This is a genomic window from Mesorhizobium sp. KR1-2, from assembly GCF_040045035.1.
Classification (GTDB): domain Bacteria; phylum Pseudomonadota; class Alphaproteobacteria; order Rhizobiales; family Rhizobiaceae; genus Pseudaminobacter.
Window position 1 is genome coordinate 389240 of record NZ_JBDZDS010000004.1, and the last position, 16933, is coordinate 406172.

Annotated in this window: 14 protein-coding genes; 9 read left to right on the plus strand and 5 right to left on the minus strand. The window is 62.5% G+C overall.

Translation table 11 applies throughout. The features are described 5' to 3' along the window. Positions 1-80 precede the first annotated feature (80 nt). The 7 genes from ABLE85_RS11590 to ABLE85_RS11620 all read left to right on the plus strand — a co-directional run bounded on the left by ABLE85_RS11590 (position 81) and on the right by ABLE85_RS11620 (position 7040). Positions 81-1424: an NAD(P)/FAD-dependent oxidoreductase gene (locus ABLE85_RS11590; protein WP_348792874.1), complete on the plus strand. Its 1344-nt coding sequence runs from the start codon at positions 81-83 to the stop codon at positions 1422-1424. 80 nt (positions 1425-1504) lie between these two features. Further along, a complete protein-coding gene (locus ABLE85_RS11595; RefSeq protein ID WP_348792875.1) occupies positions 1505-2281 on the plus strand; it encodes an ABC transporter ATP-binding protein in 777 nt (258 codons plus the stop codon). Continuing rightward, on the plus strand, positions 2271-2978 hold the full coding sequence (locus ABLE85_RS11600; RefSeq protein WP_348792876.1) for an ABC transporter ATP-binding protein: 708 nt from the start codon (positions 2271-2273) through the stop codon (positions 2976-2978). The genes ABLE85_RS11595 and ABLE85_RS11600 overlap by 11 nt, the downstream gene beginning before the upstream one ends. Beyond that, a complete protein-coding gene (locus ABLE85_RS11605) occupies positions 2968-3603 on the plus strand; it encodes a hypothetical protein (RefSeq protein ID WP_348792877.1) in 636 nt (211 codons plus the stop codon). Before ABLE85_RS11600 ends, ABLE85_RS11605 begins: the two co-directional genes overlap by 11 nt. A 252-nt stretch (positions 3604-3855) precedes the next feature. After that, positions 3856-5085, plus strand: coding sequence for an ABC transporter substrate-binding protein (locus ABLE85_RS11610; protein WP_348792878.1), 1230 nt, complete (start codon positions 3856-3858; stop codon positions 5083-5085). A 76-nt stretch (positions 5086-5161) separates the two neighbouring features. After that, positions 5162-6028 carry a branched-chain amino acid ABC transporter permease gene (locus ABLE85_RS11615; protein ID WP_348792879.1) on the plus strand — a complete coding sequence of 289 codons (867 nt, stop codon included), beginning with the start codon at positions 5162-5164 and terminating at the stop codon, positions 6026-6028. Beyond that, on the plus strand, positions 6021-7040 hold the full coding sequence (locus ABLE85_RS11620) for a branched-chain amino acid ABC transporter permease (protein ID WP_348792880.1): 1020 nt from the start codon (positions 6021-6023) through the stop codon (positions 7038-7040). Before ABLE85_RS11615 ends, ABLE85_RS11620 begins: the two co-directional genes overlap by 8 nt. Positions 7041-7070: 30 nt before the next feature. On the opposite strand, the gene ABLE85_RS11625 is transcribed toward ABLE85_RS11620, so the two are convergent. Further along, a complete protein-coding gene (locus ABLE85_RS11625) occupies positions 7071-7445 on the minus strand; it encodes a hypothetical protein (RefSeq protein WP_348792881.1) in 375 nt (124 codons plus the stop codon). Positions 7446-7733: 288 nt separating this feature from the next. Here ABLE85_RS11625 and ABLE85_RS11630 point away from each other — a divergent pair, with 288 nt between their 5' ends. Together ABLE85_RS11630 and ABLE85_RS11635 are read left to right on the plus strand one after the other, a co-directional pair. After that, entirely contained in the window at positions 7734-10472 is a 2739-nt protein-coding gene (locus ABLE85_RS11630) for a DNA translocase FtsK (protein WP_348792882.1), read from the plus strand. Between the two features lie 145 nt (positions 10473-10617). Continuing rightward, positions 10618-12510 (plus strand): KUP/HAK/KT family potassium transporter, encoded by a 1893-nt coding sequence (locus tag ABLE85_RS11635; RefSeq protein WP_348792883.1) that lies wholly within the window; start codon positions 10618-10620, stop codon positions 12508-12510. 49 nt (positions 12511-12559) lie between these two features. Here ABLE85_RS11635 and ABLE85_RS11640 read toward each other — a convergent pair whose 3' ends face one another. The 4 genes from ABLE85_RS11640 to ABLE85_RS11655 all read right to left on the minus strand — a co-directional run bounded on the left by ABLE85_RS11640 (position 12560) and on the right by ABLE85_RS11655 (position 16744). Beyond that, positions 12560-14182: a Na/Pi cotransporter family protein gene (locus tag ABLE85_RS11640; protein WP_348792884.1), complete on the minus strand. Its 1623-nt coding sequence runs from the start codon at positions 14180-14182 to the stop codon at positions 12560-12562. 252 nt (positions 14183-14434) lie between these two features. After that, positions 14435-14974, minus strand: a complete 540-nt coding sequence (locus ABLE85_RS11645) for a DedA family protein (protein ID WP_348792885.1) — start codon at positions 14972-14974, stop codon at positions 14435-14437. Positions 14975-15075: 101 nt separating this feature from the next. After that, the gene (locus tag ABLE85_RS11650) at positions 15076-16044 is read right to left on the minus strand and encodes a DUF1402 family protein (RefSeq protein WP_348792886.1); all 969 of its coding nucleotides are present in this window, start codon (positions 16042-16044) and stop codon (positions 15076-15078) included. 121 nt (positions 16045-16165) lie between these two features. Further along, complete coding sequence (locus ABLE85_RS11655) at positions 16166-16744, minus strand: undecaprenyl-diphosphatase (protein WP_348792887.1); 579 nt, start codon at positions 16742-16744, stop codon at positions 16166-16168. Positions 16745-16933: the final 189 nt, after the last annotated feature.

A 16933-nucleotide genomic window follows, 5' to 3' on the forward strand; every position in this document is an offset into this window, starting at 1 on the left:
TGTTGACAGCATCGCTGAACCACATAATCTCCTGCGAGTGAAATTTATTTCGCACAAGAAAAAGTCCTGGAGGGGATTTGATGAAGATGAGGGTAGCAGTCATTGGTGCCGGACCATCTGGCCTCGCTCAATTGAGGGCATTCCAGTCAGCAGCGAGCAAAGGGGCCGAAATTCCCGAAATCGTCTGTTTCGAAAAGCAGTCCGACTGGGGTGGTCTTTGGAATTATACTTGGCGTACAGGCACCGACGAGCATGGCGATCCCGTCCACGGCAGCATGTACCGCTACCTCTGGTCCAACGGGCCGAAGGAATGTCTCGAATTCGCCGACTACACCTTTGAAGAGCATTTCGGTAGGCCGATCGCTTCTTATCCGCCGCGCGCGGTGCTGTGGGATTACATCAAGGGCCGTGTCGAAAAAGCCGACGTGCGCAAATGGGTGCGGTTCAACACCCCCGTCCGCATGGTGACCTATTCCGACGCCACCGGCAAATTCACCGTCACTGTTCACGACCGGACCGAGGACGTCGTCTACTCCGAGGAATTCGATTACGTCGTCGTCGCCTCGGGCCATTTCTCGACGCCGAATGTGCCGCATTTCGAGGGCATCGATAGATTTGCCGGCCGCGTGCTGCATTCGCACGACTTCCGGGATGCGCTGGAGTTCAAGGACAAGGACATCCTGCTCATCGGGCGCAGCTACTCGGCCGAAGACATCGGCTCCCAGTGCTACAAATACGGCGCCAAATCGATCACCAACAGCTATCGCAGCCGGCCGATGGGCTTCAACTGGCCCGAGAACTGGGAAGAAGTGCCGCTTTTGATGCGGGTCGAGCACAAGACCTGCCATTTCAAGGACGGTACCTCCAAGGAGGTCGATGCCATCATCATGTGCACCGGCTACCTGCACCACTTCCCGTTCCTCAGCGAGGACCTGCGGCTCAAGACAGCAAACCGGCTCTGGCCGCTTGATCTCTACAAGGGGGTCGTCTGGGAAAACAATCCGAAGCTGTTCTACATCGGCATGCAGGACCAGTTCTACACCTTCAACATGTTCGACGCGCAAGCCTGGTTCGCCCGCGACGTCATGCTCGGCCGCATCACGCTGCCGTCGAAGGACGAGATGATGGCCGACAGCCAGAGATGGCGCGATCGCGAGGAACAGTTGCAGGATGCCGAGCAGATGATCTGGTTCCAGGGCGACTACACCCAGGAACTGATCGACGCGACCGACTATCCCGACTTCGACATCGAGGCAGTGAACCAGACCTTCATGGAATGGGAGCACCACAAGGCCGAAGACATCATGGGCTTCCGCAACAACGGCTACAAGTCGCTAATGACCGGAACCATGGCGCCGAAGCACCACACGCCCTGGCTGGAGGCACTGGACGACTCGCTCGAAGCCTATCTGGCGGAGCAGTGAGCATCCGCCGGCGGCGTCGTGAGCCGTCGCCGGCATCATCCTCGACGCAAGGATGACAGGCGCCATGGGAGGGCCGATCGTTGTCTGATGCACCAATACTGGAAGTCCGTAGCCTAACCAGGAAATTCGGCGGCCTGACCGCTGTCAACAACCTGTCCTTTGCGGTTCGCCGCAACAGCATCCACGGTCTTATCGGCCCGAACGGCGCCGGCAAAACCACGACCTTCAGCCTGATTAGCGGCTATTACAGTCCCACCAGCGGCCAGATCCTCTATGACGGCAAGGACGTGTCGGGCCTGAAGACCAGCCGGCTTGCGCAACGCGGGCTTATCCGCACATTCCAGGGCACGACGCTGTTCCAGGAGTTCAGCGTCATGGACAACGTTCGCGTCGGCTGTCACCGCAGCGCGCGGGCCGGCTTCGTCTCGCGCATAATCGGCTCGGACGCGCCCGTCGAGCGCGCCGCGGACCGCAAGGCCCGCGAAATCCTGGACCTGTTCGATCTGGGCGCTCTGGCGGACGAGCCGACGTCGAGCCTTCCGCATGGCCACCAGCGGGCGCTGGGCATGGCAGTTGCGCTTGCCGCCGACCCGGTGGTGATCCTGCTCGACGAGCCATTCACCGGCATGAACCCGGAGGAGACGCGCCGCATGATGGAGCACGTGCGCCGTGTTCGCGACGAACGCGACATCACCATCATGCTGGTCGAGCACGACATGCAGGCCGTGATGGGCCTGTGCGACCGCATCACGGTGATGAATTTCGGCCAGTTGCTGACCGAGGGCGCGCCGGAGGAAGTGCGCACCGATCCGCGCGTCATCGAGGCTTATCTGGGGCGTGCAGAAGATGCTGCTTGAAGTCCGCGACCTCCATGTCCACTACCAGAAGGTCGCTGCCCTGAAAGGCATCAGCCTGCAGGTTCCGTCGGGCGGCATCGTCACCATCATCGGCGCCAACGGCGCGGGCAAAAGCACCACGCTGCGCGCCATCTCCGGGCTGGTCCGCCCGTCGAAGGGCGAGATCCATTTCGACGGCCAGCGCATCGACAATCTGCCGCCCGAGCAGATCGTGGGGCGTGGTATCGCCCATGTGCCTGAAGGCCGGCGCGTCTTTCCCGATCTCAGCGTCGAGGAGAACCTGCGCATCGGCGCCTTCCTGCGCGCGGACAAGGACGGGATCGAGAGAGACCTCGAAGATGTGTTCCGTCGCTTCCCGCGTCTTAAGGAGCGCCGTACCCAATGGGCGCGCACGCTGTCGGGCGGCGAACAGCAAATGGTGGCGATCGGACGGGCGCTGATGTCCGGACCGAAGCTGCTGCTTCTCGACGAGCCCTCGATGGGCCTTTCGCCGGTGATGGTGCAGGAGATCGCTCGCATCGTCGCCGATATCGCCGAGACCGGTGTGCCGGTGGTGCTGGTGGAGCAGAACGCGGGGCTGGCGCTCCGACTCGCTTCTTATGCCTACGTGCTGGAAATCGGCACCGTTGCCCTGGAAGGCAGGGCCGCCGACCTGCGCACCAATGACCATGTCCGGAGGGCCTATCTTGGCGCCTGAGACGTGGAGCTTCCGGGATCTCATTGCAGCGGGATGGAGCGAGGCCGACCTCGAATGGGAAAGCCTGACCTCGACCGCGGTTTCAGATCTTGCGGCCGGGCGCGCCGCCGAGGCGTTCGACGGTTTTGCCAGGGCGCTGCGGCTGGCCCGCACCGGGCTCGCCAAGGACGACCCGCGGCTCGCCACCAGCCTCTGCAATCACGCGGCTGCGCTGGAGGCGGCAGGCGAGGGGGCCATGACGGGGCAGATCCGTGCTTCAGCCGCCCAGGCTTGGGCGGGATGCGAGCGCTGGATCGCGTCGATGACGGCGCCGCGCACTGCTCGGTCGTCGCTGTTTCATTTGCGCATGGAGCGCCTGCATCGGCCGGCCTATGAGGAGCGCTGGCGGGTCAAGGGACGCGAATTGCTTGCGGCGGTGCAAGCTGAAATCGGCGGACTAGGAAGCCTCGTCCTGGTCGGCTCAGCCGAAGCGGAGGAGCGGGCGCAGCGCTGGAAACGGGAACGGCCGGCTGGCCTCGGTGATCCGAGGAAGCTGCTCGGCGCGGTGATATTGCTGGCGGCAAGGGAAGGAGTGCACTCAGTCGCCGTTGGAGATTATGCTGTAGATGCAGCGGCGACGCTGTAGCCAGAGGAATAAATAATAGGAAGTTTTTTTGCCGGCATTTCTGGCTGGCTTCAGATGACCAAAAGGAGCGCGCAGCAGTCGATCTGTGCCTCTCCATTACAAGTAAAAGTATCGACACCGGGAACAGGCTGCGGAGCAGTATCCCTCCGGCAGCATAATGAAAGCTCGAGCGGAGGAACCTCGATGACTTCTGCATCCAAAGTTTCGCTTAACAGAAGAACCCTTCTTTGCGGCGCGGCAAGCGCTGCACTCATGCCGGTTGTCGGCTTTCCGCGCGTCAGCTTCGCGGGGGACGACGTGGTCAAGATCGGCTTCCTGGCGCCCCTGACGGGCCCCGTGGCGGCCTGGGGCAAGCCCGGCCTTGACGGCTGCAAGATCTGGGCCGACTGGATGAACGAGGCGGGCGGGATCGAGATCGGCGGCAAGCCGCACAGGATCGAATTCGCCTCCTATGACGACGAAGACGATGCCGGCAAGGCGCGCGCCGGCGCCACCCAGCTGATCCGTGAAAGCGACGTCAAGTTCATCATGATGCTGGGCGGCAATTCCTGGCCCGGCGTCGAGGAGATCGCGGCGCGGCAGGGCATGCTGGTCTCGACGCTGTTGCCGAGCGACCTGACGCCCAACACCGAGACGCTGATTGCGCCTTGCGAGGTGCATCCGATCTACAACGTCACCGGCGTGGACTGGCTGGCGGCCAATCGACCTGAGCTGAAGACCGCCGTGATCTGCGCGCAGGACGACGCCCTCGGCAAGCCTTCGGTAGCGACCTACCTGGCCGCCTTCGAGGCTGCCGGCATCGAGGTGCTCGGCGACCCGTTGTTCTTCGACCCGGCCACGACCGACTTCGCACCGGTGATGACCCAGCTTCTGGCCAAGAACCCGGACATCCTGTGCCTCGACACCTGCTACGCCGACTATGTGCATCCGCTGTGCGAACAGGCGTTCCAGCAGGGCTATAAGGGGCAGATCATTTCCTGCACGCTGGATTTCTACCAGCGCATCGTCGAGCGTACCTCGAAGGAGTTCATGGAAGGCGTGATCTTCCAGTTTCCGGACTTCGACGACAAGGCGCTCAACGATCCGCGCATCAACTTCAGGAAGCCGAACGAGTTCTACGCCGAATATGTCAAGCGCTATGGCGCGACGGAATGGTCGGCGGTGTCTTGGGAATATTCCTCGATCATGGACCTTTGGGCGGATGCCGCGCAGCGCGCCGGCAGTGTCGAGCCGGCCGATGTGCTGAAGGCCATGAAGGAAGGCGGCAAGGGCAAGCATGCCTTCGGCGAGGCGCGCTGGTGGGGCAAGGACCTGTTCGGCCTCGACAACGCCCTTGTGGGCGACTGGCCGGTGGTGGTGATCCGCGACGGCAAGGCCACCATCGCCGAATTCCGCTCCATTCCCGACTGGTGGGACAAGCATGGAGACCTGCTGATCAAGCACATGACCGATCTCGGCCAGATGTGGAGCCAGCGCACCTGATGCGGCCAGGCGGCCTTCGGGCCGCCTCTTCCTCGCTGGGGCGAGGTGTCATGACGCGACCAACCGGGAACTGCCGATGTCGGACTTTCTTCTGCAAACAGCCTTCAATGCCTCCTATGCCGCCAGCTACATGGCCCTCATTGCCGTGGGGCTGGTGCTGATCTTCGGCGTCATGGGGGTAATCAACTTTGCCCATGGCGAGCTCTATATGGCCGGCGCCTATGCGGTGGTTTTCTTCTACGCAGGGCTTGGCCTGCCCTTCATGGTGGCGGTGGCGATAGGCCTCGTCTTCGTCGGCTGTCTCGGCATGCTGATGGAACTGGCGCTGTTCCGGCCGTTACGAACCAATCCGCTCGGCGGCCTCATCGCGTCCATCGGATTCCTCCTGATGCTGCAGACGGTGGCCGTGCTGGGCTTCGGCCTGCGCAACCAGAATGTTCCGCCGGTGTCGCAAGGGCGCATCACCGTCGGCGGCGCCTTCCTGACTTATGAGCGCCTCTACGTCATTCTGGCGACGGTGGGGCTGCTGCTGGCGCTGTGGTTGTTCCTGCGCAAGAGCAAGTTCGGCTGGGCGTTGCGCGCCTGCGCGCAGGACCGCGAAGCAGCCTCCCTGCAAGGCATCTCGATCAACCAGACCGCGCGCTATGCGATGTTCATCGGGGCAGGCCTTGCCGGTGTCGCCGGTGCGCTGACCGCGCCGCTGGTCGCGCCGACGCCCTATATGGGGCACACGGTGATCGTGACTGCGTTCATCATCATCATCGTGGGCGGCATCGGCAGCCTGGAGGGGGCCGTGCTAGCCGCGATCATCTACGCCTTCGTCCATACCTTCGTGACGACCTTCTTCGACGGCGTCATCGCAAACATCGTCGGCCTGCTGCTGATGCTGGCCGTCCTCGTCGTCAAGCCGCAAGGCCTGTTTGGAGTGCGCGAACGTGCCTGAACGAAACACGATCAGCGGAGCCGGCTGGGCCGGCATCCTCGCTCTGGCGGTGGTGCTGCTTGCGGTGCCGCATCTCGTCAGCTTTTCCCAGCAGGAGTTGCTGGTCTTCCTCACCATCAACGTGTTGCTGGTTGTCAGCTATCGCCTGCTGACGCTCACCGGCGAGTGGTCGCTCGCCCATGTGGTGATGATGGGCGTCGGCGCCTATGGCAGTGCGCTCTACAGCAAGCTGTTCGGCTTCCCGGTGCCGCTGGCCATGCTCGCTGGCGCGGTCACGGCAGGGTTGATCGCCACCGTGCTCAGCTTCCCGCTGTTTCGCATGAAGGGCTTCTACTTCCTCATAGGCTCGTTCGCCGCCGGCGAAGTGATCCGCCTGATCTGGAAGCGCTTCACCGATCCTTTCGGGGGACCCAAGGGGATCCAGCGCATTCCCGGCTTTCCCGAGATCGATCTCGGCTTCCTGCGCATCGATTTCTACCAGCCTGAGAACTATTACTACCTCGTCCTGGTGGTGGTGCTGGTGTCTCTGTGGGTACTCTACCGCATCGAGAGATCGCGCATCGGCCTCACCTTCCACGCCATCCACTGGCAGGACAAGCTGTCGGAATCGGTTGGCATCGACACGTTCGGCCATCGGATGCTGGCCTTCGTCGTTGCCTCGTTCTTTGCCGGCGTCGCCGGGGCGCTCTATGCGCACTATCTCAGCACGGTCAACCCGAACCAGTTCAACGTCGATACGATGGTCTATGTGCTCATCTGGACCATCGTCGGCGGCACCAGTCGTTGGTACGGTCCCATTCTTGGCGTCATCGCGCTGACCATCATCGACGAGGTTATCCTGCGCGGCATCGGTGCGGACCAGTGGCGGCCGCTGCTCTATGGCGCGATCCTCATCTGCGCCATCCTGTTCTTGCCCAACGGCCTGGAAAGCCTGGTCATCAGGGCGGGCGAAGCCCTGCGAGGCCGTTCCGCCTCGGCTGTTACCGGGGCAGCGGGGGCCGCGCAGGACTGAGGCTGCCGGCTCTGGCCTTGAGGCGCCTGGTCAGTGAACCTTGACCAGGTGCCAGGCGCCACCAAAGCCGTTACCCTTGGTGTCGCCGGGCTTCTTGTCGCCAGAGAAGCGATAGACCGGCCTGCCGTCATGGGCCCACATCTTCTTGCCGTCCTCGCGCGTGACGACGGTCCAGTTGCCTTCCGGCTTGGCGTCTGCCGCCGCCATCAAGGGCGGCCAGTTGGCCGCGCATTCCGAGTTGCAGTTCGACTTTCCGGGTTTGTCCTTATCGAATGTGTAGAGCGTCATACCCTTGACATCGGTGAAAATCTGTTCGCCGGCATGGTCGGCGGTCCTGACCGGTGGGGCTGCGAAGGCCGCCGTGGCGCACCACAGCAGCGCGGCAAGTCCAATGACCGTTCTCATGGTTCTCTCCCAACATCGTTTTGACGGAAGCCGATGACAGCTCCCGGTACTGCTAATGCTTTTCGACGCCAGTTTGTCCCACGAGGCGCTTCATTTGGTGTTCCGATGACTTTGGCGGTTCTGCTTAGGCCAGTGTGATTGCGGAGTTGCGAGCGCCGCTTCCCGACATAGGGTGGCTGCCAGGAACGACAACCATGTCAGTCGGGGGAGGGAAGGAAGGAACTGTTAACCATCGGTTCCTATTGCTCAGCAGACGTCCCCATCGGCTGAGTCTTGAGTGCAGAATCCATGCGTGCTTCCAGAACCAATTTATCGAACCTAGCTTCGCACAATCAGGGCCAGGAAGGGCGCTTCGAGGATCCGCGCAACGACGCCTCCCGCGGCGGGCAACCGCCAGTTGCGCCCCGCCGGGAACCCCGGGTCGAAACGCGAGAGGCATCATCCACCCTCCAAAAGGTGGCCGGAGCCAACGACTATTTCACCCACTCCACGATGCAGGACCATTTCTTCCTGGCGCCTAACGTCCGCTTCACGCGCACGCCCGAGCGTGAGATCATGAGCCGCCGCGCGCCACAGGACGGTGAAGGCAGCGCCGAGCAAAGCCAAGTCAGGACGGGTGGGACGGCCCGGCAGCCGGCCGTGATAGCGGCTGCGCCGGCAGCACCGGCACCGTCTGCCAGACCTTCTGCGCCGTCGGCATCAATGCACGGTCGGCATTCCGCCATGGAAGCTGTTCGAACACCGGTTGGCGACGGTGCCGTCAGGCCTGGCGCGTCGACGGTGACGACTGTCAAGGCTCCCTCGCTGGAACGGGTCGTCGAGAAGGCACAGGTGCTGTCGTCCGTGACCCCGCCGACGATTGCAACCGTTGCAGCGCCGCTCGCGCCTACAGACGAGCCCGCCTCCCAACATGTCGACACGTCGGCCGATACGGACAATCGCGAATCCACGGGTTGGTCCTATCTGTCGGACCATGCCTTCTTCGAGTTTGCGTCACCTGCGGCCATCGAAGGGGTTTCTCTCGTTCCGCCCGCCAATCCAGATGCAGTCACGGCAACGCCGGCGCCCGTCGCCGCAGTATCCGTTGCCGTGAAGCCGCAGATTATTCGCCCGGCTGCGATGGCAGAGATCACCTCGCTGTTCCGCATCATCGAGTGCCATCGCGCCGCGCCCGCCGTGCCGGAAGTCACCGTTGTTTCGCCAACTGGCCCGATAGATGTCGAGGCCACCTCGGAAGCCCGCGCGAGCGATGCCGTGCAGGAGATGGAAATCGCCCCGGCTCCGGCGGAGGAAATCGTCACTGCTCCCCCAGAAGCAGCTGTTACTGCTTCCGTAGTGGAAGTTGCCACCGCCCCGGCGGCAGAAGTTGAGGCCGCGCCTCAGCCGGCGAAAACTGTCGCAGTCACCATGCCGGTTCCGGTCGCGCGCACGCCTCTGCCTCCGGTCGGAAGCGCAGAGCGGACCGGCGCCGACAACGGTTACGAGTTTCCCTCCGAAGAGCTCCTGCAGGAGCCGCCTGCCGGACAGGGTTTTTACATGTCGCAGGAGCGGCTGGAGCAGAATGCCGACCTGCTGGAAAGCGTGCTCGAAGACTTCGGCGTGCGCGGCGAGATCATCCACGTCCGTCCGGGTCCGGTCGTCACGCTCTATGAGTTCGAGCCGGCCCCGGGTGTGAAGTCCTCGCGCGTTATCGGCCTGGCGGACGACATTGCCCGCTCCATGTCGGCCATCTCGGCGCGCGTCGCGGTCGTGCCCGGCCGCAACGTGATCGGCATCGAGCTGCCGAACGAGACGCGCGAGACGGTTTATTTCCGCGAGCTGATCGAATCCGTGGACTTCCGCGAAACCGGCTGCAAGCTGGCGCTCTGTCTCGGCAAGACCATCGGCGGCGAGCCGGTGATCGCCGAGCTTGCGAAGATGCCGCACTTGCTTGTCGCCGGCACCACCGGCTCTGGCAAGTCGGTGGCGATCAACACGATGATCCTGTCGCTGCTCTACCGCATGACCCCGCAGGAATGCCGGCTGATCATGGTCGATCCCAAGATGCTGGAGCTCTCCGTCTATGACGGCATCCCGCATCTGCTGACGCCTGTCGTGACTGATCCCAAAAAGGCCGTGACGGCGCTCAAATGGGCCGTGCGCGAGATGGAGGACCGCTATCGCAAGATGGCGCGGCTCGGCGTGCGCAACATCGACGGCTACAACCAGCGCGCCGCGGTCGCCCGCGACAATGGCGAAACCGTCGTCATGCAGGTGCAGACCGGCTTCGAAAAGGGCACCGGCGCGCCGCTGTTCGACGAGCAGGAAATCGACCTCGCGCCGATGCCCTACATCGTCGTGATCGTCGACGAGATGGCTGACCTGATGATGGTCGCCGGCAAGGAGATCGAAGGCGCGATCCAGCGCCTGGCGCAGATGGCGCGTGCGGCCGGTATCCATCTCATCATGGCCACGCAGCGTCCGTCTGTCGACGTCATCACCGGCACGATCAAGGCGAACTTCCCCACCCGCATCTCCTTCCAGGTGACGTCGAAGATCGACAGCCGCACCATTCTGGGCGAGCAAGGCGCCGAGCAGCTGCTCGGCCAGGGCGACATGCTGCACATGGCCGGCGGCGGTCGCATCGCCCGCGTGCACGGCCCCTTCGTGTCCGACGCCGAGGTCGAGCATGTCGTGGCGCATCTGAAGGCGCAGGGCCGCCCCGAATATCTCGAGACAGTCACGGCCGACGAAGACGAGGAAGAAGCGGAAGCAGAACAAACCCCTGTCTTCGACAAGGGTGCAGTTGCCGCCGAGGATGCGGACACGATCTATGACGAGGCGGTGAAGGTGGTGCTGCGCGACAAGAAGTGTTCCACCTCCTACATCCAGCGCCGCCTCGGCATCGGCTACAACCGCGCCGCCTCTCTGGTCGAGCGCATGGAAAAGGAAGGCATCGTCGGCGCCCCCAACCATGTCGGCAAGCGCGAGATCCTGCTGGGCCGGCGCGACCATGCCGGGACCCCGGACAAAGACGACACGGAGTGATCCGTAGGCATCGCTTCCGGCGAGATCAGGTAACAAGGCCCGTCACCTCCCGGAGGTGGCGGGCTTTTTGCCATGGTGAGGAACTATCGTCGCCGGCGGAAGTTTTTCGGTGCGGTTGCCCAGAAGGAAGCGACGCCTCGCCGTCATGAACACGCCTGACGAAAGCCAACAGGCTCGGCGCTCGGTCGGCACATCCGCGTCGGCCGCGCTTGGCCTGTCCGCGCTTGGCGTCGTGTTTGGCGATATAGGGACCAGCCCGCTTTACACGCTGAAAACCGTTCTTGCGCTGGCGGGCGGCCGACCGGCGGCTGACGTGACGCTCGGGGTTCTTTCGCTCGTCTTCTGGACGCTGATCATCATCGTATCGATCAAATACGTTTCCTTCGCCATGCGGGCCGATAATGACGGCGAGGGCGGAATTCTTGCGCTGATGGCTCTGCTCGGCGTCAAGCGGCACCAGAGGCCGGCCATCGTCGCCCTGGGCTTGTTCGGTGCGGCGTTGATCTATGGCGACGGTGCCATCACGCCGGCGATCTCGGTGCTTTCCGCGCTTGAAGGGCTGAATATCGCGGTACCGGCGGCGAAATCCTTTGTCGTTCCGGCGTCCGTTGCAATCCTCGTGGTCCTTTTCGCCATCCAACCGCTTGGCACTGCCCTGATCGGACGAGCGTTCGGACCGATCATGGCTTTGTGGTTTCTCACGATCGGGTTGCTTGGCCTCTGGGGCGTGCTGCAACATCCCTCGGTTCTCGTCGCCATAGATCCGCGCTATGCCCTGCGGTATCTGTTTTCAGGCGATCCGGGCAGCTTTCTGGTTCTCGGCGGCGTGTTCCTGTGCGTGACGGGGGCGGAGGCGCTCTACGCCGACATGGGGCATTTCGGCGCCCGGCCGATCCGATTGGCTTGGTCGGTGATCGTCTTTCCCAGCCTGCTGCTGAATTATGCTGGGCAGACCGCCATCGTTCTCGAGGGCGCGCCAACACAGGACAACATATTCTACCGACTTTGCCCAGAACCCCTTCTGATCCCTCTCGTTCTTCTTGCCACGCTGGCGACGATCATTGCGAGCCAGTCGATCATCACCGGCGCCTTTTCCATGTCGCGCCAGGCGATCCTGCTCGGCTGGCTGCCACGGCTCTGGATCGTCCAGACCTCGGCGGAGGGCTACGGGCAGATTTATGTGGGAGTGGTCAACTGGATGCTGATGATCGTGACTGTCGGCCTGACGATTGTGTTCGGCAAGTCGGACAACCTGGCCGCAGCCTACGGTATCGCCGTGTCGCTGACGATGCTTATGACGTCGGCCCTGTTGTTCATTGCCATGCGTGAGGTTTGGGGCTGGAGCCTTGTGGTAAGTGGAATGGTTGCGGGCTTCTTCCTCGTCGTCGACTCGGCATTCTTCCTGGCAAATGTCGTGAAGGTTCTGGAGGGCGGCTATGTCCCGCTCCTCCTTGCCGCAGGCGTTTATGGGTTGATGTTCACATGGCACAAAGGCGCCGCGGAGGTCTCCCGCAGACTGCGTGAAAAGCTTGTGCCGGTGGCGCAGTTCATGGAGCAGGTCAAGGCGAATGGCGTGCCGCGAGTGCCGGGAACGGCGGTGTTCCTGACCAAGACCGCATGCGATACGCCGCCGGTCATGGTCCGGCATGTCGAGCGTAACAGAGCGCTGCATGAGCATCTGCTCGCCTTGACGGTCGAGATACAGTCGATTCCACGGATCAAGAGCAAGGCTCGACTGTCGATGGAGGAGGTTGCGCCAAACTTTTGGCGTGCAATTGCCCAATACGGCTTCATGGAACGTCCGGACATTCCTGCCCTTCTGCGACAGGCTCAAATCAAGGAATGCGGCATCGGTCTCGACGATGTCACCTACTATATCGGGCGTGAGACCGTCATCAGCCGCGACGGCGGCAATTGGCTGGCGAATTTTCAGAAGAGTCTGTTTGCGCTCATGGAGCGGAACAGCGCACATGTTACCGACTTCTTGCGTGTGCCCACCGAAAGCGTCGTTGAGATAGGCCGCCAGGTTGCAATTTGATCTCCTGGTGGCGGGGCATGAAGGCCCGCAAGGAGGGATGCCGGCGGTCCTATTCCGGAAGAAGTCCGGCGTGTTCGAGGACCGGATAGGCGAGGGCAGCGATGTGCGAGTGAATTCGCCGGAGGTCTCGCAATATGCGCAAAAAGGTATCGCCTGCTTCGGCCCTGGCCGATGGCTTATGGCGCATACGGGCAAAGTGGGCGTCGGTCGCTTCGCTTTCGAGACGCCGCAGCATTGCCTTGCGGCTAGCGAGTTGCTGGGCAGCCACCGGGTCGTTTCGCAGCAGCACCGTCACGGCCAACTGCAACCCATCCATCACGGCCGCGTACATGGCGTCGATATCTACGAGTTCCAATGGCGAAAGAGATTGCCTCAGGTTTATTTGCTTCAGCGCCAACTCGACCATGTTGGTGGCGAGTATGTCGCCGACATGCTCGATGTTGATAGCGAAAGTCAGGATCTCCTGGCTGCGCTCGGCATCCTCATCGTTCAAGGCCTCTCGATCGATGTCGGCAAGATACCCGCGCAGCGCCATGGAGAGCTTGTCGAGTGCCCGATCCATTCGGATGATCTTGGAGGCATCCTTGCGGCTGTTTTGATGAAAAACCTTGCGCATGGCCTTCAGCATTTCGGTCGCCATGTCGGCCATGCGCAAGGCCTCGCGAGATGCGTTGGCCAGCGCGACATTCGCGGTTTCGAGCGCAGCCTCGTCGAGATATTGCGGTTCTCCTGGATCAGGTTGTGGCGGCGGATCGGGAAACAAACGTATGAGCAACGCTGCGAGTTGTCCGATCGGCATTATGAAGAGCAATGCCAAGGCGACGTTGAAACCGGTGTGGAAGTTCACCACCAGCCGGGCAGGGTCCGCCTCGATCCGTGACAAGCCGGCCACGATCCACGGCAGGAACGGGAGGGTGACCACGCAGCCGGTTGCGCGAACCAGCATGTTGCCGAAGGGAAGGCGTCGCGCCTGCCGGGATCCGGCCTCGACGAATGGCGGGATCGTGCCGCCAAAGTTGGCGCCGAGAACCAATGCCAATGCGGTTTCAGTGGAAACGACGTTTGTCGTTGCCAGTGAAACGATCAGGAGCACGATGGCGACACTTGAATGGCAGGCCCACGTCAGCAGGGCAGCCACCAGCAGTGCGAGAACAGGCTGGCCGGAGAGCCCTGCCATCACCGCGCGGAACACTGGACCTACCTCGAGATCGCTCAAGGTATGCACCAGCAATCCCAATGCCAGCAGCATAAGCCCCAGGCCGATTGAGATGCGCGCGAGATTTTTGAGCTGGGAGTGGCGGGCGCGAAAGGCCACGACGCCGGCGAGGATGAGGACGGGCGCAACCGCCGTCACGTTGAAAGACAGGATCTGGACGATCAAGGTGGTGCCGACATTTGCGCCGAGCATGGCCACCAAGGCGGGCTCGAGGCCGATGATGCCGCTAGCGGCGAATGATGTCGCCATCATGCCGGTCGCCGTGCTGCTTTGGAGCAGCGCAGTGATGCCAAGCCCAACGAGGAAGGCTCGTGGACGTGAGTTTATGTTGCGGCCGAGCCATAGACGCAGATCGGTGCCGTAGCCGCGCAGGACGCCCGTCGTGACCATGTGGGTGCCCCACAACAGGAGCCCGACATAGCCGGCGATCTGGAGAAATAGGAGCGTGCCAGACATCGCGGTCACCTCCTGCAACGGCGTGTTCGCTGAAGCTCGGATCTGCGGCTCTTACAAAGGTCTCCGTTCTGGGGCGGAGACTGGTGCTCAATATCTTATCGCTGCAATCGGTATCGGTTCCCGGCGGCAGCCCGATGAGGCGGTAGATAGTGAACGCGACCGGGATGACGAGTACGGCGCACAGCAAATCCGTCCAAGTGCCATGAGAGGGCTTGAGCCTGGGGGCAGATCAGTGGCGGCTGGGCGTGGGGATCATGACCCGAGCAGGTGCCTCGCGGCAAAGATGCCAGGCAGGAGCAGCGCGGCTGACCAGAGAAAGGCTGAAAGCCAGTTGGCGAGCTGGAACGTCATCAGCGGCAGCCGGCAGACGCCGGACACGAATGGCACCGTCGCCCGCAGCGGGCCAAAGAATCTGCAAAGCACGATGCTGAGCGCGCCCCAGCGCTCGAAGAAGGCTTCCCCGCGCGGCAGTACAGTCGGGTATCTGGCGGCCAGCCGCGAGTCACGCACGACGTGGTCGAAGCGCTTGCCAAGCCAATAGGATACCCAGTCCCCCAGGGCCGCCCCCACGCTGATCGCGATCCACACCGGTACGACGTCAATCCCGCTGGCCCCAATCGAGAAGCCGATCGCCAGCAACAGCGTGGTTCCGGGGATCAACAGGGGGACAAAGGGGAGGGACTTCACGAATGCCAGGGCAAAGGCGATCGCGATCGTCCACTGCTCGCCCCGCCGCATATATTCACCGGCCAGGGCGGTGTAGTGGTCCAAATCGGCGGGTAGCTGAAACAATCTTTTGTCCTCTGCGCCTCCCTCAGGGACAGCCATGCTAGGGCATTACGCCTATCTGCAAAACCGGAGACTGGCCCATAGAGGTCGGCATTGAGCGGCCGTCAGGTGCCTTCGCCAAGCAATGCCCGCAGTTCAACCAGCTTCTCGTTGACCAGCCAGCCGTAATAGTTCTCCACCGGCAGCTTTCGGCCGCTCGACCGCAATTCCGCCGCGCGTCGCCGTGGCTGGCCGACATTGTAGAGCGTGGCCGTGATGCCGGGATTGCGGGAAATGTCGAAGCCCTGCTGGGCATAGGCGTCGATGGCATCGCGCACGATTGCGGCGATGTAGATGATGGCGCGATCCGGATCCATGATGTCGCGGTAGATCGCCTGCGGCCGGTCCGGCGTGAGCCGGTCATAGCCGCTCACCTTGTTGACCAGGTCGGTCACCCCGAGAGCCGTCAGCGGACTGATCTGGCCGAGGCCGAAGGTCTGGCCGGCATAGAAGGGCTGGAAGAAGGCGCGCTGGAGGGTCACGGGTTCGTAGGCGACGCCATCGACTTTCTTGCCGCGAAAAGCGGCGTCCCAGACCTGGTCGCGGCAACTCCACAGTTTGGCACTGCCTTGCTCGGACGCGCAGCGCTTGAATTCCGGCCGCTCGAGGAATGTCTGCACCGTCACGCCCTTGTAGCGGAAGGCGAAGTCGGCATTGGCGTAGGCCAGCGCCTTGACGTAGTAGGTCTGCATGGTGCCGACGGCGCTGACGTTGTAGGTGTGCTCGCCGACCAGCGCCCCGACGATATGGATCGGGTCGATGCCATAGGCCGTGGCCGCCTTCTTGATCTGCGCCATCAGCTTGGTTTCCCGCTTCAACAAGGCGATGATCTGGGCGTATTTGGCATCGTAGGTCGTGTTGAAGGCGCGCGCCCGCAGAGCGGACGTGGTCGGGATCGGCGGCTGTGCTGCTGACCTGTTGCCGGCAGGCACGACAACCATCCTGTCAGCCCGTGCCGCGCCGGCCAGCCACACTCCCGTCGACAAGGCGGCCACGACGGCCACGGCAACGCCCAACCGGTTCCAAGCTTTCATCTGATACCCCGCTCCCCTCTACCCGACGACAAGATCATACATCCGCTTCGTGGGCGATGCGGCCTGATTGCGTCAGATCACAGCATAAAATGCTGGCTTATACGATTTCTGGCGGGGCTGGCTATGTCTTGGCGAAGCGCGCCAGGAGAAGTCGTTGCGCCCGTTCCGCCGTCATCAGCAGCACCGCCCCATAACGCGCCATGATCCACAAGGAGGCCATGGCCGCCAATACTGCGACGATGATGGAGCCGACCATGTCGAGCGGGTAGTGGACCCCGATATATATTCTCGACCAGCCAACCAGGACGCCCAGCGCGGCCGCGGTCCACGCCGATCCTTTGCGTCGCAGCATGAACAGAACGGCCGCACAGACGGCGAAGGCGAGCCCGTGATTGCTGGGGAAGGACGAGTTGGGGCGATGCTCGACCAATGCATTTCCCAGGCCGATCATGAACGGCCGGGGTCTGAAGACCACAAGGCCGACTGCGGAACTCATTACAATTGCAATCGCCAGCGCGAGCAGAAGCGCAATCGCGGTCAGCCGATTTCGACCTCTACCGCTCACCCACAGGCCGACGAGATAGAGCGGAATCAGCAGAACGATGAATTTGGTGGCGAAAAGGGCCAGCCACGCCACGGCGGCGTTGGGAGTCGGGCCTGCGTTCAGGAGCAAAAATAGATCGGTATCGAGCTTGAGCATTTTTCCGGTGCGATTGTCAGGGCGTCACGATGATTGTGGTGGGTACTCAACAATTCATTAACCGGCCTGTTGATTTCCGCCAGGAACTGACCCGGGATTAGCGAATATTTCCATCGAGAAGTGACCCATGTTTGAACCTTGCCCCGCGTGTTTTCAGCGGGGGCTATGGAGTGATCGACATGGCGTTAT

Bases quoted from the DNA above. Each gene is read 5' to 3' on its own strand.
- ABLE85_RS11590 (WP_348792874.1), top strand. From the start codon at position 81: ATGAAGATGAGGGTAGCAGTCATTGGTGCCGGACCATCTGGCCTCGCT.
- ABLE85_RS11600 (WP_348792876.1), top strand. From the start codon at position 2,271: ATGCTGCTTGAAGTCCGCGACCTCCATGTCCACTACCAGAAGGTCGCT.
- ABLE85_RS11610 (WP_348792878.1), top strand. From the start codon at position 3,856: ATGCCGGTTGTCGGCTTTCCGCGCGTCAGCTTCGCGGGGGACGACGTG.
- ABLE85_RS11615 (WP_348792879.1), top strand. From the start codon at position 5,162: ATGTCGGACTTTCTTCTGCAAACAGCCTTCAATGCCTCCTATGCCGCC.
- ABLE85_RS11625 (WP_348792881.1), bottom strand. From the start codon at position 7,445: ATGAGAACGGTCATTGGACTTGCCGCGCTGCTGTGGTGCGCCACGGCG.
- ABLE85_RS11630 (WP_348792882.1), top strand. From the start codon at position 7,734: ATGCGTGCTTCCAGAACCAATTTATCGAACCTAGCTTCGCACAATCAG.
- ABLE85_RS11635 (WP_348792883.1), top strand. From the start codon at position 10,618: ATGAACACGCCTGACGAAAGCCAACAGGCTCGGCGCTCGGTCGGCACA.
- ABLE85_RS11640 (WP_348792884.1), bottom strand. From the start codon at position 14,182: ATGTCTGGCACGCTCCTATTTCTCCAGATCGCCGGCTATGTCGGGCTC.
- ABLE85_RS11650 (WP_348792886.1), bottom strand. From the start codon at position 16,044: ATGAAAGCTTGGAACCGGTTGGGCGTTGCCGTGGCCGTCGTGGCCGCC.
- ABLE85_RS11655 (WP_348792887.1), bottom strand. From the start codon at position 16,744: ATGCTCAAGCTCGATACCGATCTATTTTTGCTCCTGAACGCAGGCCCG.